Raw genomic sequence first — 14,246 nt, forward strand, 5'->3', positions numbered from 1 at the left:
CCCTCTTCCTATTTATCTGCGTGGAGCATACTGCGCACCATCATCAACATCTACTTTGCGCAACACCAGCGCACCGACCACAAACAGGATCAACAGCGTCAACATCGAGAGCCGTGGACTACCGCTTACCGCACTCGCCCACCCCACCATCACCGGGCCAAGTACCGCCGCGAATTTACCCAGCATGTTATAAAAACCGAAAAATTCGGCCGACTTGTCGGCGGGAATAATATGCGCATAGAGCGAACGGCTCAGCGATTGAATACCGCCCTGCACCAGACCGATCACCACGGCCAACAAGTAGAACTCTTTAACATGCTCCATCTGTGCCGCCCAGATCACCACCACGATGTAGACAGCGATCGCAATATAGATACCGCTACGCGCGCCGATACGGCTACCGAGCCAACCAAAGGCGAGCGCCGCTGGGAATCCGACACCCTGAGTGATCAGCAGTGCGACGATCAGGCTATTGGAATCGAAGCCGAGTGACAAACCGTAGTCGACCGCCATGCGTACGATGGTATCGACGCCATCGATATAGAACCAGTAGGCGATCAGAAACAGAAAGATATTGCGCAGCGCACGTATCTCGCGAAAGGTCTCCCGCAACTGAGACCAACCCGCCACAACTGCCGCTCGCGCCCCAATACCGCTACCATCTGTTTCTGTGACATAACGAGCCAGAGGCAGTGTGAAAAGCGCCCACCAGATCGCCACGGTGAAGAATGAGAGTTTCACCGCTTCGGCGGCATCGGTCAGGCCAAAGGTCTGTGGGCTTAGCGTCATCCAGACGTTAACCGCAAATAGAAGGCCACCGCCAAGATAGCCAAGCGCGTAGCCGAGCGCCGAGACACGCTCATACTCGGGCTTATCTGCGACGAAGACCAACAGCGAATCGGAGAAACTGATACTGCCGGAGAAGCCGATGGTTGCCAGTACATAGAGCACTACCGCCAGCCACCAATCGCCCTGCGCTACCCACGGCAGTAGCGCAGTCATCAAAATACCCAGCGTGGCGAAGGTAAGCAGAAAGCGTTTACGAGCCCCACAGCGGTCAGCGATCGCGCCTAATAGTGGTGCCAGTATTACGATTACCAGACTCGCCACCGAGTTGGCGATACCGAGGCGGAAGGTACTCTCGGTTACGCTCGCACCCGCACTCCAGTACTGTTTAAAAAAGAGCGGGAAGAAACCTGCCATGATGGTAGTGGCGTAGGCAGAGTTGGCCCAGTCATAGAGCGCCCAGGAGATCGCCTCGCGTCGTTTTTGCAGAGCCACTTCAACGACCTCCCTGTCGAGGGACTCTGGTCATCCGGCCAGCCCGAAGATACGACGTGCATTCTGCGCACTAATACGCGCCAACACCTCACGATTGATATTGCGTAGCTCAGCCATCGCATCGAGAATCAGCGGTAGATTGGTCGGAGAGTTTCGCTCGTTGCGATGCGGATAGGGGGCCATATCGGGTGCGTCGGTCTCGAGCACAATTGCATTCAGTGGTACTTCACGCACCAGCTGCCGCAGCTTGGTCGCTTTCTCATAGGTCAGAGCCCCACCAAAGCCGAGTTTGAATCCCATCGAGAGGTAGCGTTTGGCCTGATGCAGACTGCCATTGAATGCGTGGGCGATGCCGCCAGGTACCTTGGCGCGCTGCAGCATATCGAGCACCTCATCATGCGCCTTACGCACATGCAGTATCACCGGTAGACCGTGGTTACGGGCGACCTCTAGCTGCGCCTCAAATAGAAAACGCTGCCGATCCCGGTCAGATCCCTTGTGATAGTAGTCGAGACCGATCTCTCCCATCGCCAACGGCTGATGCTTTTCGATATAAAGCTCCAGGTCATCGAGGTGCTCATTCTCATGCCTCTCAATGACCATCGGATGAAGCCCCAGGGCGGGGTGTAACATCGGCTCATCGGCACTCACCTCAAGCAGGTGATCCCAGCTATCCCTACTGATTCCAGGGACAATAATATCGGTCATGCCAAAGGCACGGCACTGCTGCAGAATCGCGGCGCGATCCGCATCAAATTCTGGCAGGTCAATATGGCAGTGGCTGTCGATCAGATCCATCGCGCTATTGTAGTGTCCATTGCCCAGCCGACCAAGGCTCTACCTTGTATACTATTGGGCTCACCCCAATAGTAAGGTGTAATTCCCCTTTTTCGGTCGCCAAGGAAACCCGTTAACGATGAGTAATCCGCAAACGCACCCCAGTTTCGAGTGGGTGCAGAACAGTTCGATCCCCTCTCTCAATATCGAAGTCGAGATCTATCGTCACAAGGTGACCGGCGCCCAGCATATTCATCTCGCCACCGATGACGATCAAAACACCTTCCTGGTCGGGTTCAAGACCGTCCCCCAGGACTCGACCGGCGTGGCCCATATTCTCGAACACACCTCACTCTGCGGCAGTCGCAACTATCCAGTACGCGATCCCTTTTTCATGATGACGCGCCGTTCACTCAACACCTTCATGAACGCCTTCACCAGCAGCGACTGGACCGCCTACCCCTTTGCCAGTCGCAACCGTAAGGATTTCGACAACCTCTCCAAGGTCTATCTCGATGCGGTCTTCTTTCCCACTCTCGATAGACTCGACTTCGCTCAGGAGGGCCACCGGGTTGAATTCGCCGAGGCGGACAACGGCAACAGTGAGCTGCAGTTCAAGGGGGTGGTTTTCAACGAGATGAAGGGAGCGATGAGTTCACCCGTCTCCACTCTATGGCAGACCCTGACCCGCGAACTCTTCCCGACTATCACCTACCACCACAACAGCGGTGGTGAGCCAGCCAACATCCCCGATCTGAGCTACGAGGAGCTGAAGGCGTTTCATGCCGATCACTATCACCCTTCCAACGCACTGTTCATGACCTTTGGCGATATTTCTGCCAACGAACACCAGGCGCTGTTTGAGGAGCGTGCATTGAAAGAGTTCAGCCACAAGGAACTCGATATTGATGTACCTGATGAGCAGCGCTATACACAGCCGATCACTATAGAGGAGCACTACGCACTCGATGGTGAGGATGAGACCAGCGACAAGACCCACATAGTGCTCGGTTGGCTGCTCGATAAGAGCACCGACATGGATAAGGTACTGACCGCCCATCTGGTCAGTGGTGTGCTGCTCGACAACGGCGCTTCACCACTACGTCATGTACTCGAGACCACCGAGCTCGGTTCTGCACCCTCGCCCCTCTGTGGTCCGCAGGACTCTAATCGTGAAATGGTCTTCGCCTGTGGCATCGAGGGTTCCAACCCTGAGCAGGCCGAGGCGGTCGAAGCGTTGATTCTGGATGTGCTTAAAAAGGTCGCCGATGAGGGCGTTGAGCAAGAGATGGTCGAGGCGGTACTGCACCAGCTTGAACTCTCACAGCGCGAGATCAGCGGCGACGGCTTCCCCTACGGTCTACACCTGATCCTGCAGGCACTCGGTCCTACCCTGCACGGTGCTGATCCGGTAGCGGCTATTGATATCGACCCGATCCTTACCCGCCTGCGTGAGCAGATTAAAGATCCCGAGTTTATTAAATCAGAGGTGCGCGCCCTACTCGACAATCAGCACCGTGTACGCCTGGTAATGGCTCCCGACACAGAATTGAGCAGCAAGCGTGCAGCGGCTGAGGCCGAGCGCCTAGCTGGCATTAAGACCCGCATGAACAGCGATCAAATCGCCGAAACCATCAAACTGGCTGCCGACCTCGAGACCCGACAAAACCAGCAGGATGATCCCGACGTGTTACCCAAGGTGGGTCTCGATGACATCCCCGATGAGCTGCCGATACCCGAGGGTGAAGAGCAACAGGTCGGCTCTACACCAACTACCTGGTTCTCTCGCAGCACCAACGGCATCGTCTACCAAGATTTGGTGATCGAAATACCAGTGCTTGAACCCGAGCTCTCCGGCCTGCTGCCGATGCTCAGCGACATCATCACTGAGGTGGGCTGCGGCGGACGCGACTACCTGACCACCCAGGCACTGCAGGCCGCAGTCACGGGCGGTATCGGTTCGCGCACCTCGGTACGTAGCAGTGTTGAAGATCTCGATAGCAATCGCAGCCTGTTTGTCCTCTCCGGTAAGGCACTCAATCGCAATCACGAAGCACTCGAAGCACTACTACTCGATACCCTTGAGACGGCTCGTTTCGATGAACTACCACGACTACGTGAACTGGTCGGCCAGGAGCGCCTGCATCAGGAGCAGTCCGTAACCAGCCACGGCCACGGACGGTGACAGAGCGCGCCGCCAGGCGAGCAGACGCGTGCGGCGGCCCTCGCCCAGTCAACTCTGGCCGCGCCTATGCTTCGATCCCGAGAGTCCAGACCTGACGACCGCTGGATGGCTGAAAGTTATCGCAGTTCTGCGCACAACCTGAGCACGTTCTGCCGTAACATGCTGCCTCAACGTGCGCCAGCGCTCGATTGGAGAATCTAACTCAGAAGGGTGCGATTGGGCTATCGAAGCGCCGCCCGGTAGCACCGCTATCGCGGTAGTGCACGAATCACAACTCACGTTCTGACCACGAAGGCGATCCAGGCGGTGCGGTAAGCTCGACAAACCTCAACCCAGGTGATTTTGCCGCGGCCTATGCCGCGACCTGGCAGCCCACCGACGCACCCCGCACTGATGGTTCAACTAGGCCGATTCCTGCGCAAATTTCAACCTGATTCCATCGTGAACGGGTGGTGCCACGGCGGCGCCGCTAGTACGCGATCTCAGGACTGCGAACGTTTTGAACTTGATGATCGAGACCCAGCCTAGGAGATACTCTCGACTTAATGATTGCCTCCATCGACTGGTTCTGAGTACAATCACGGTCGCACTTCATCGAAAGCGTCGATCCCGGCTGGTAGGCGGCTACATGACAAACCGGCACTCGGCGGGTGGGCACGCTTGTTGCGCTTCATATGCGAAGCGCACTGCTGGTCGCACCCGAGCATCGTCGCCGTTTGCCGTCAGCGTGGTACTCGCCACATACTGAGGCGACCTCGCAAACGTGCGCCGAACTTACCTAAAACCTGAAATTGCCAGCACCGCGGTGATCACCAGCTCCGCTATTCTCGATAGTCAGAGCGATCTCGGACTGGAACGTATTGACCTCTGAATAGAACAGACATGACCAAGGCATTAGAGATAAGCGGTCTCAAAAAGACCTATAAAAACGGATTTGTCGCCCTCAACGGTATCGACCTCACAGTCGAGCAAGGTGACTTCTTCGCCCTGCTCGGTCCCAATGGTGCCGGCAAATCGACCACCATTGGCATCATCACCGCACTGGTCAACAAGAGCGGTGGCAACGTTAAGGTGTTTGGCAAGGATATCGAACAGGATGAGATGGATGCGAAGCGCATGCTTGGCCTGGTGCCGCAGGAGTTCAATTTCAACATGTTTGAACCAGTCGAAGAGGTGGTACTCAATCAGGCCGGCTATTACGGGCTGACCACCGCAGAGGCACGAGAGCGTTGCGACTACGCATTAAAGAAACTAGGTCTCTGGGAGAAGCGCCGCGATATACCTCGCCAGCTCTCCGGCGGGATGAAACGTCGTCTGATGATTGCTCGTGCACTGGTGCACAAACCAAAACTACTCATTCTCGATGAGCCAACCGCTGGCGTCGATATCGAACTACGCCGTTCGATGTGGAGTTTTCTGCGTGAGGTTAATGAGAGTGGCACCACCATTATTCTCACCACTCACTACCTGGAGGAGGCGGAGAGCCTCTGCCGCAACATCGCCATTATCGATAAGGGCGACATCGTCGAGCACAGCAGCATGAAGGCGCTGCTCAACAAACTCGATCGCGAGACACTGGTACTCGATATCAGAGAACCACTTGAGCAGCCACCCCAGCTCTGTGGCTATCCACTCGAACTGACTGATCCGCACACCATGGAGGTCGAGATACAGCGAGAACAGGGACTCAACCCGCTCTTTGCCGAACTGGGTGAAAACGGCATCGAAGTACTCAGCATGCGTAACAAGGCCAACCGCCTTGAGGAGCTCTTTCTCGACATGGTAGAGACCGGGGAGGATCGTCCATGAACAGTCGCAGCTACACCGTCGCCTTCATGACACTGGTGCGCAAGGAGATGCGCCGCTTCTTCCGCATCTGGCCACAGACCATCCTGCCACCAATCATCACCACCTCGCTCTACTTTGTGATCTTTGGCACGCTGATCGGCAGTCAGATTAGCCCTATCGATGGTTCCACCTATATGGAATACATCGCACCTGGCATCATTCTGATGAGCATCATCAGTAACTCCTACGCCAACGTCGTCTCCTCTTTTTATGGATCGAAGTTTCAACGTTTCATTGAGGAGGTACTGATCGCACCGATCCCGGCCTGGGTCATTTTGCTCGGTTATATCAGCGGCGGTGTGGCCCGCGGTCTGACGGTCGGTCTGGTCGTTGCTATCATCGCCTCACTCTTCACCGATTTCCCGATGCACAATATTGCAGTGACGCTGATAGTGGCCGTATTAACGGCCGTACTCTTCTCACTGGGTGGCTTTATCAACGCCGTCTACGCCAAGAGCTTCGATGACATCTCTATCATCCCCACCTTCGTACTAACGCCACTCACCTATCTCGGTGGTATCTTCTATTCGATCGAGATGCTGCCGCCGATCTGGCGCGACCTTTCTCTCTTCAACCCAATCCTCTACATGATCAATGCCACCCGCTACGGCATGCTCGGCATCAGCGACATCGACATCGTCACCGCATTTGCCATCATCATCGCCTTTATCGTGGCACTGTTCAGCTTCTCGCTCTATCTGCTCAAACGAGGTGTCGGCATTCGAAACTAGTCAGCTCATTTAACTGACAGCAGCGCAATAAAAAAGGCCGACCCCGTTTCCGGGATCGGCCTTTTTACAGGCTCGTTAAGACTTAGAGCTTGTCGGCGTTATCAGCCAGGTACTCAGCAACGCCATCAGGGGTCGCCTTCATACCGGCGTCGCCCTTGTTCCAACCCGCTGGACAAACCTCACCGTGCTCTTCGGTGAACTGCAGCGCATCGATCATGCGCAGCATCTCATCGATGTTACGGCCCAGAGGAAGATCGTTAACAACCTGGTGGCGAACATTACCAGCGGTGTCAATCAGGAATGAAGCGCGGAATGCAACGCCAGCAGCAGGATGCTCAACGTCATAGTCCTGGCAGATGCTGTGGTTGATATCAGCAACCAGAGGGTACTTAACCGCACCGATACCACCATCATTGATGGCGGTGTTGCGCCATGCGTTGTGGGTGAAGTGTGAATCGATTGAGACACCGATTACTTCAACGTTGCGAGACTTGAACTCCTCGAGGCGGTGATCGAAAGCGATCAGCTCTGAAGGACATACGAAGGTGAAGTCGAGCGGGTAGAAGAAGACAACCGCGTACTTGCCCTTGATGGACTCTTTCAGGTTGAAGTTGGGAACGATCTCGCCATTACCCAGTACAGCATTCGCAGTAAAATCGGGAGCCTCGCGGCCTACCAGTACACCCATGGTAATTCCTCCAAATTGGTTAATTTTAGACTCTGTCTAGAAACAGAGCGCAATAGTATGCCTTATCGTTTTTCGGGTCAATGCTCGCGTGTCGAACGGAAGCGGATATCGGGCCAGCGCTCCTCGGTGAGCTGCAGATTGACGCGGGTCGGGGCGATATAGGTCAGGTCACCCGCACCGTCGATGGCAAGGTTGTCCTGCGCCTTCTTCTTAAACTCATCGAGCATCTTCTCGTCATCGCACTCAACCCAGCGTGCGGTGGCGACCTGAATATTTTCAAAAATCGCCTCGACCTTGTACTCATCCTTGAGCCGCTGCGCCACCACATCGAACTGCAGCACACCCACGGCACCGAGGATCAGGTCGTTATTGCGCATCGGGCGGAAGAGCTGAGTCGCCCCCTCCTCTGAGAGCTGCTGCAGCCCTTTGATCAGCTGTTTGTTTTTCAGTGGATCCTTGAGCACCGCACGACGGAATAGCTCCGGTGCAAAGTGAGGGATACCAGTGAACTTGAGATCCTCGCCCAGGGTAAAGGTATCGCCAATCTGAATGGTACCGTGGTTGTGCAGGCCAATGATGTCTCCAGGCCACGCCTCTTCGACGTGACCACGTTCCTGAGCCAGGAAGGTGATGGCGTTGGGGATTTTCACATCACGCCCCAGACGCACCTGTTTCATCTTCATACCGGGGATAAAGTGACCGGAGCAGACACGCATGAAGGCGACACGGTCGCGATGCTGCGGATCCATATTCGCCTGGATCTTGAAGACAAAGCCGCTGAACTTCTCCTCATCGGGCGCTACTTCACGATCAGCTGTCGGACGCGCCAGTGGCGCAGGTGCATTATCGACCAGTGCGTCGAGGATCTCCTGCACACCGAAGTTATTGATCGCCGAGCCGAACAACACCGGAGTCAGGTCACCACGGAGATAGGCCTCGAGATCGAACTCGTGGCTCGCGCCACGTACCAGCTCTACCTCTTCTCGGAACTCCTCGATCAAGGTACCGAAGAGTTCATCGAGGCGCGGATTATCCAGTCCCTCAATCACCTCACCATCGAGCTTCTTACCTCCATGGGTGGCACTCATGATGGTGATACGATCGTTATAGAGATCGTAAACACCTTTGAAATTCTTGCCCATGCCAATCGGCCAGGTAAGCGGCGCGCACTGGATCTTGAGCACATCCTCCACCTCATCCATCAGTTCAATAGGCTCCTTGCCCTCGCGGTCGAGTTTGTTGATAAAGGTGATGATAGGCGTGGTACGCAGGCGACAGACCTCCATCAGCTTGATAGTGCGATCCTCAACACCCTTGGCGACATCGATCACCATCAACGCCGAATCGACCGCCGTGAGGGTACGGTAGGTATCCTCGGAGAAGTCCTCATGACCGGGGGTATCGAGCAGGTTGATGGTGTGTTCGCGATAGGGGAACTGCATCACCGATGAACTGACCGAGATGCCACGCTCCTGCTCCAGCTTCATCCAGTCGGAGGTGGCGTGACGTGCCGCCTTGCGCCCCTTAACGGTTCCAGCAAGCTGAATTGCACCACCAAAGAGCAGCAGCTTCTCGGTGAGCGTGGTTTTACCGGCATCGGGGTGGGAGATGATGGCGAAGGTGCGACGTTTCTTCGCCTGTTCAGCAATCTCGGGGGGCATGGCAGCTTATCTTCCGCTAAAAACGTGGCATTTTATCACGTCTCTGACGGCTGAGGTTCGGCGAAGACGCTATAAAACCTTGACCAATACCAGCGCATCCTCTTTCCCATCCCCAGCAGGATAGTAGTTGCGACGCTGGCCGATCTCGTTAAAACCGAGTGAGTCGTATAGGTGGATAGCGGCGGCGTTCGACTCGCGCACCTCAAGCAGAATGGTATCGACATCTAAACGGCGCACCACGGTTAGCATATGGTTGATGATTTTGCGCCCCAAGCCCTCACCCTGATGCTCTGGTTTCACACAGAGATTGAGTAGATGCGCTTCACCGGCTGCAAAGGAGAAGATCGCAAAGCCGAGAATCTCCCCTGCCTCTTCATAGACCCAGCAGCCGTAGCCAACGCGCAGACAGTCTCGCAGTATGCCCTCGGTCCAGGGGTGTGAGTGGGCACGTATCTCGATAGCAAAGACCGCCTCGATATCGTCGAGCTGCATTAGGCGCATACCCATTGCAGGATTATCGACTACGGCACTCACTCTCCACCCTGCATAACACGCACCGCGAGTTTGAGATCCTCCCACGCCTTGCGCTTGTCGATCGGATTTCGTAGCAGATAGGCAGGGTGGTAGGTAACGATAACGGGAATTTGTTGATCACCCAATCGATGCACACGACCACGCAGCTTGGAGATAGACTCCTCTGTTCCAAGCAGATTGTGTACGGCGATTCGACCAACGGCGAGGATCAGTCTGGGTGCCACGAGTTCAATCTGACGATCGAGATAGGGACGACACTGCTGCGCCTCTTCGGTGGTGGGATTACGGTTACCCGGTGGACGACACTTGAGAGTATTGGCAATATAGATCGATTCACGCGGTAGATTGATCGCCGCCAGCATCGCATTTAGAAGCTGCCCGGCAACACCGACAAAGGGCTCCCCCTGACGATCCTCATCGGCACCCGGTGCCTCACCGATCACCATCCAGTCGGCATCGGCATTGCCTACACCAAAAACAGTTTGAGTTCGGTTGGAAACCAGCTCGCCGCAGGCCCTGCAGCCTGCAACCTGCTGCTGCAGCCCTTGCCAGTCAGTTGCTACTTCAGTGGGCAGAGCCGAATCAGTAGCGGCCGGATCTTCTACAATGCTATCGGGCTGTTCAACCTCTCTGCCACGCAACCGCCAGCGCTGGATGCCCATTGCATCCAGATAGCGGTCCCTGCGTGGAGAGAGACTTCCCATCGTTGGTTAAACGTCCGCCGCCTGTGGGTGAGCACGATCCTCAGGCAGCAGGATCTTGTTCAAACCGTTGAGATAGGCCTTGGCCGAGGCAATCACGATATCGGTATCGGCCCCCTGACCATTAACGATACGCCCACCCTTCTCCAGACGGACCGTGACCTCACCCTGCGAGTCAGTGCCGCTGGTGATGTTGTTGACCGAGTAGAGCTGCAGCTCGGTACCGCTCTGCGCAATGCTTTCAATCGCCTTGAAGGTTGCATCGACCGGACCGGAACCCTGCGCGCAGAGCTTGTGCTCCTCACCGTCGACAGAGAGGGTAATGCACGCCTCAGGCGTCTCACCCGTTTCAGAGCAGACCTTGAGTGAGGCGAGTTTAAAACGCTCGTTAACGATACTGTCGAGATTCGCCTCGGTCACCAGGGCCTGAAGATCCTCGTCATAGATCTCGTGCTTTTTATCGGCCAACTCCTTGAAACGTGAAAACGCCTCATTGAGTGCCTCGTCTGAATCGAAATCGATTCCGAGTTCGGTGAGACGTGTTTTGAAGGCGTTTCGACCCGAGTGTTTACCGAGCACCATACGATTGGCACTCCAACCAACATCCTCGGCTCGCATGATTTCGTATGTCTCGCGATGCTTGAGTACGCCATCCTGGTGGATGCCCGATTCATGCGCGAAGGCGTTAGCACCAACGATCGCCTTGTTGGGCTGCACCGCAAAACCGGTAATACCCGAGACGAGACGAGAGGTCGGCACGATATGGCTGGTATCGATATCAGTTGTGCAGCTGAAGAGATCCTTACGGGTCTTCACCGCCATCACCACCTCTTCGAGCGAGGCGTTACCGGCACGCTCTCCGAGACCGTTGATGGTGCACTCCACCTGACGTGCACCGTTGACTACAGCTGAGAGCGAGTTGGCCACCGCAAGCCCAAGGTCATTGTGGCAGTGAACGGAGAAGATCGCCTTATCCGCGTTGGGCATCTTTTCGCGCAGCTGGTGGATGGTGGTGCCGAACTGCTCAGGAAGGTTGTAACCGACCGTATCGGGCACATTAAGAGTGGTTGCACCCGCCTCAATCACCGCTTCAAAAATACGGCAGAGGAAATCGATCTCGGAACGCCCCGCATCTTCGGCAGAGAACTCAACATCGTCAGTAAACTGACGTGCACGTTTTACCGCGCTTACCGCCTGCGCCACCACCTCATCGGGTGACATACGCAATTTCATCTGCATATGGATCGGTGAAGTGGCAATAAAGGTGTGGATACGGCTTGAGTTGGCCTCTTTTAACGCCTCACCAGCACGATCGATATCGCGATCAAGCGCACGCGCCAGGCCACAGATCGTACTATCCTTGACGCTTCGTGCGACTGCCTGAACCGCATCGAAATCACCGGGGCTTGCGATCGGGAAACCCGCCTCGATCACATCGACCTTCATGCGCTCCAGCGCCTTGGCAATACGCACCTTTTCATCTTTGGTCATTGAGGCGCCAGGGCTCTGCTCGCCATCGCGTAAGGTAGTATCAAATATGATTAATTTGTCGCTCATCTTCCCGCTCCAAAAGTTCGCGCCAGTTTACTGGACGCAAGAAAAATATAGAAATTTTCCGGCTCAGTTTGCCGAAAATAATTTGTCTGGGTGGCCGAAACGGCCTGATCGAAGAGTTAGTGTCTGCCCTAGGGCAGTAGCAGCGACAGGGATAGCAGGAGATAGACAGACACAACACCACTGCCGGGACGGCAGATTGCAGATACGTTGTTGTGTACGGTCTGTTGCATGGTTTCCAATATAGAGATCTAAAACGGCTTTGCCAACCCCTAACCATTACCTCTGCGTGCCGCACGCATCTTGCGCAGGTTCACCAGGGTCAACACAGGACCGGAAACGGCATAGAGCAGGAACACCCCAAACAGAACCTTGGGTGGATCGATCGAGGTCAATACAAAGGCCAGCACCAACACCAGCATCGCAACAAAAGGCACACGGTTGCGCAGATCGAGATCCTTGAAGCTGTGGTAGCGAACATTGCTCACCATCAGCAGACCCGCCGATACGGTGAGCAGCAGCGCAGGCAGCCACCACTCGGCACCATCGATACCCAATTCCGTACCGACCCAGACCATACCCGCCATCAGTGCAGCGGCAGCAGGACTCGGCAAACCCTGAAAGTAACGTTTATCTGTCGACTCCGCCTGGGTATTAAAACGAGCCAGTCGCAGCGCACCACCCGCCGTATAGATAAAGGCAGCCGCCCAGGCGACCTTCCCCCAGCCCCAGCCATTCTGAACCAGATCAGCAAGCGCCCACTGATAGACCACCAGCGAGGGTGCGAGACCGAAGGAGACCATATCGGCCAGGCTGTCGTACTCCATGCCGAAATCACTTTGGGTATTGGTCATGCGTGCGACACGCCCATCGAGACCATCCATGATCATGGCGATAAAGATCGCGACTGCTGCGGCCTCAAAGCGGCCATCCATTGCAACCAGGATGGCATAGAAACCGGCAAACAGACCGGCGGTGGTAAATAGATTGGGCAGCAGATAGATTCCGCGGCGGCGCTTCTCTGTCATAGATCCCAGACCTTATCGCTATTCGTTGTTTAGAGTCTGCCTATTCTAGTGCAAGAGGCACAACCAGCACTAACCCGATTTAGCTGACACTCGATCAGACACAAGCTTCACCACGCCTATGCATGGACAGGTGTTTCGGGTGCAACATAAAAGGGCCGGACACCCGAGGTATCCGACCCTTTGTTTACCGCTCGAAACTAAAGATTAGTTCTTGTCTTTATCGACCAGCTGATTGGCGGTTATCCAGGGCATTTTGGCACGCAGTTCAGCACCGACCGTTTCGATCGGGTGTGCCGCATTGTTACGACGCCATGCGGTCATCTCTGGGTAGTTGGTCAGTCCCTCAAGGATAAACTTCTTGGCGTACTCACCATTCTGGATGTTCTCCAGAGCCTCTTTCATTGCCCAGCGCGACTCTTCGTTGATCACCTTGTTGCCGGTGACATACTCGCCGTATTCAGCGTTATTGGAGATTGAGTAGTTCATGTTGGCGATGCCACCTTCGTACATCAGGTCAACGATCAGCTTCAGCTCGTGCAGACACTCGAAGTAGGCCATCTCAGGCTCGTAACCGCCCTCAACCAGGGTCTCAAAACCGGCCTTGACCAGTTCAACGGCACCACCACATAGAACCGCCTGCTCACCAAACAGATCGGTCTCGGTCTCATCCTTGAATGAGGTCTCGAGAATACCGGTACGTCCGCCACCCACACCACTGGCATAGGAGAGCGCAATATTCTTAGCCTTACCTGAAGCGTCCTGATGGACTGCGATCAGATCGGGAATACCGCCGCCCTTTACAAACTCAGAGCGTACGGTGTGACCTGGCGCCTTCGGAGCAACCATGATGACATCAAGATCAGCACGTGGTGTGACCTGGTTGTAGTGGATGGCAAAACCGTGAGCAAAGGCGAGTACTGCACCCTGCTTGATGTTGGGCTCGATGTCGCTCTTGTAGAGCTGCGACTGGAACTCATCGGGGGTCAGGACCATAACCAGATCGGCACCCTTAACCGCCTCAGAGGTCTCCTTGACGGTCAGACCTGCGCCTTCTGCCTTCTTCGCAGAGGTTGAACCGGCACGCAGACCGATGGTGACCTCAACGCCGGAATCCTTCAGGTTGTTGGCGTGTGCGTGGCCCTGTGAGCCGTAGCCAAGGATGGTGACCTTCATCCCCTGGATGATCGAGAGGTCGCAGTCTTTGTCGTAGTATCTGTTAAGTGCCATGGTTGTTGTCCTTCAAACGTTCAAAGTTAAT

At 55.4% G+C, this 14,246-nt stretch carries 12 protein-coding genes; 3 read left to right on the forward strand and 9 right to left on the reverse strand.

Features of this window, described 5'->3' with window-relative positions:
• Positions 1–12: 12 nt before the first annotated feature.
• Positions 13–1,281: an MFS transporter gene (locus HUE57_RS15545; RefSeq protein ID WP_236725630.1), complete on the reverse strand. Its 1,269-nt coding sequence runs from the start codon at positions 1,279–1,281 to the stop codon at positions 13–15.
• Between the two features lie 30 nt (positions 1,282–1,311).
• Positions 1,312–2,079, reverse strand: coding sequence for a TatD family hydrolase (locus HUE57_RS15550; RefSeq protein WP_078482797.1), 768 nt, complete (start codon positions 2,077–2,079; stop codon positions 1,312–1,314).
• Positions 2,080–2,197: 118 nt separating this feature from the next.
• Here HUE57_RS15550 and HUE57_RS15555 point away from each other — a divergent pair, with 118 nt between their 5' ends.
• The 3 genes from HUE57_RS15555 to HUE57_RS15565 all read left to right on the forward strand — a co-directional run bounded on the left by HUE57_RS15555 (position 2,198) and on the right by HUE57_RS15565 (position 6,822).
• On the forward strand, positions 2,198–4,243 hold the full coding sequence (locus HUE57_RS15555; RefSeq protein WP_174673496.1) for an insulinase family protein: 2,046 nt from the start codon (positions 2,198–2,200) through the stop codon (positions 4,241–4,243).
• A gap of 882 nt (positions 4,244–5,125) precedes the next feature.
• Entirely contained in the window at positions 5,126–6,052 is a 927-nt protein-coding gene (locus tag HUE57_RS15560; RefSeq protein WP_078482795.1) for an ABC transporter ATP-binding protein, read from the forward strand.
• Complete coding sequence (locus tag HUE57_RS15565; RefSeq protein WP_078482794.1) at positions 6,049–6,822, forward strand: ABC transporter permease; 774 nt, start codon at positions 6,049–6,051, stop codon at positions 6,820–6,822. The genes HUE57_RS15560 and HUE57_RS15565 overlap by 4 nt, the downstream gene beginning before the upstream one ends.
• 82 nt (positions 6,823–6,904) lie before the next feature.
• On the opposite strand, the gene HUE57_RS15570 is transcribed toward HUE57_RS15565, so the two are convergent.
• The 7 genes from HUE57_RS15570 to ilvC form a co-directional block, all read right to left on the reverse strand.
• On the reverse strand, positions 6,905–7,510 hold the full coding sequence (locus tag HUE57_RS15570; protein WP_078482793.1) for a peroxiredoxin: 606 nt from the start codon (positions 7,508–7,510) through the stop codon (positions 6,905–6,907).
• A 77-nt stretch (positions 7,511–7,587) separates the two neighbouring features.
• Positions 7,588–9,171 (reverse strand): peptide chain release factor 3, encoded by a 1,584-nt coding sequence (locus HUE57_RS15575; RefSeq protein ID WP_078482792.1) that lies wholly within the window; start codon positions 9,169–9,171, stop codon positions 7,588–7,590.
• A 69-nt stretch (positions 9,172–9,240) separates the two neighbouring features.
• Complete coding sequence (rimI, locus tag HUE57_RS15580) at positions 9,241–9,705, reverse strand: ribosomal protein S18-alanine N-acetyltransferase (RefSeq protein ID WP_078482791.1); 465 nt, start codon at positions 9,703–9,705, stop codon at positions 9,241–9,243.
• Positions 9,702–10,409 (reverse strand): uracil-DNA glycosylase, encoded by a 708-nt coding sequence (locus HUE57_RS15585; RefSeq protein ID WP_078482790.1) that lies wholly within the window; start codon positions 10,407–10,409, stop codon positions 9,702–9,704. Before HUE57_RS15585 ends, rimI begins: the two co-directional genes overlap by 4 nt.
• 6 nt (positions 10,410–10,415) lie before the next feature.
• A complete protein-coding gene (locus HUE57_RS15590; protein WP_078482789.1) occupies positions 10,416–11,963 on the reverse strand; it encodes a 2-isopropylmalate synthase in 1,548 nt (515 codons plus the stop codon).
• A 269-nt stretch (positions 11,964–12,232) separates the two neighbouring features.
• The gene (pssA, locus tag HUE57_RS15595) at positions 12,233–12,988 is read right to left on the reverse strand and encodes a CDP-diacylglycerol--serine O-phosphatidyltransferase (RefSeq protein WP_078482788.1); all 756 of its coding nucleotides are present in this window, start codon (positions 12,986–12,988) and stop codon (positions 12,233–12,235) included.
• 204 nt (positions 12,989–13,192) lie between these two features.
• Positions 13,193–14,215, reverse strand: a complete 1,023-nt coding sequence (gene ilvC, locus HUE57_RS15600) for a ketol-acid reductoisomerase (RefSeq protein WP_078482786.1) — start codon at positions 14,213–14,215, stop codon at positions 13,193–13,195.
• Positions 14,216–14,246 lie beyond the last annotated feature (31 nt).

The organism is Candidatus Reidiella endopervernicosa (genome assembly GCF_013343005.1).
Lineage (GTDB): Bacteria > Pseudomonadota > Gammaproteobacteria.

Coding starts and splice junctions, on each gene's coding strand:
- HUE57_RS15570 (WP_078482793.1), bottom strand. CDS start 7,510: ATGGGTGTACTGGTAGGCCGCGAGGCTCCCGATTTTACTGCGAATGCT.
- HUE57_RS15590 (WP_078482789.1), bottom strand. CDS start 11,963: ATGAGCGACAAATTAATCATATTTGATACTACCTTACGCGATGGCGAG.
- HUE57_RS15550 (WP_078482797.1), bottom strand. CDS start 2,079: ATGGATCTGATCGACAGCCACTGCCATATTGACCTGCCAGAATTTGAT.
- HUE57_RS15575 (WP_078482792.1), bottom strand. CDS start 9,171: ATGCCCCCCGAGATTGCTGAACAGGCGAAGAAACGTCGCACCTTCGCC.
- HUE57_RS15585 (WP_078482790.1), bottom strand. CDS start 10,409: ATGGGAAGTCTCTCTCCACGCAGGGACCGCTATCTGGATGCAATGGGC.
- pssA (WP_078482788.1), bottom strand. CDS start 12,988: ATGACAGAGAAGCGCCGCCGCGGAATCTATCTGCTGCCCAATCTATTT.
- ilvC (WP_078482786.1), bottom strand. CDS start 14,215: ATGGCACTTAACAGATACTACGACAAAGACTGCGACCTCTCGATCATC.
- HUE57_RS15560 (WP_078482795.1), top strand. CDS start 5,126: ATGACCAAGGCATTAGAGATAAGCGGTCTCAAAAAGACCTATAAAAAC.
- HUE57_RS15555 (WP_174673496.1), top strand. CDS start 2,198: ATGAGTAATCCGCAAACGCACCCCAGTTTCGAGTGGGTGCAGAACAGT.
- HUE57_RS15565 (WP_078482794.1), top strand. CDS start 6,049: ATGAACAGTCGCAGCTACACCGTCGCCTTCATGACACTGGTGCGCAAG.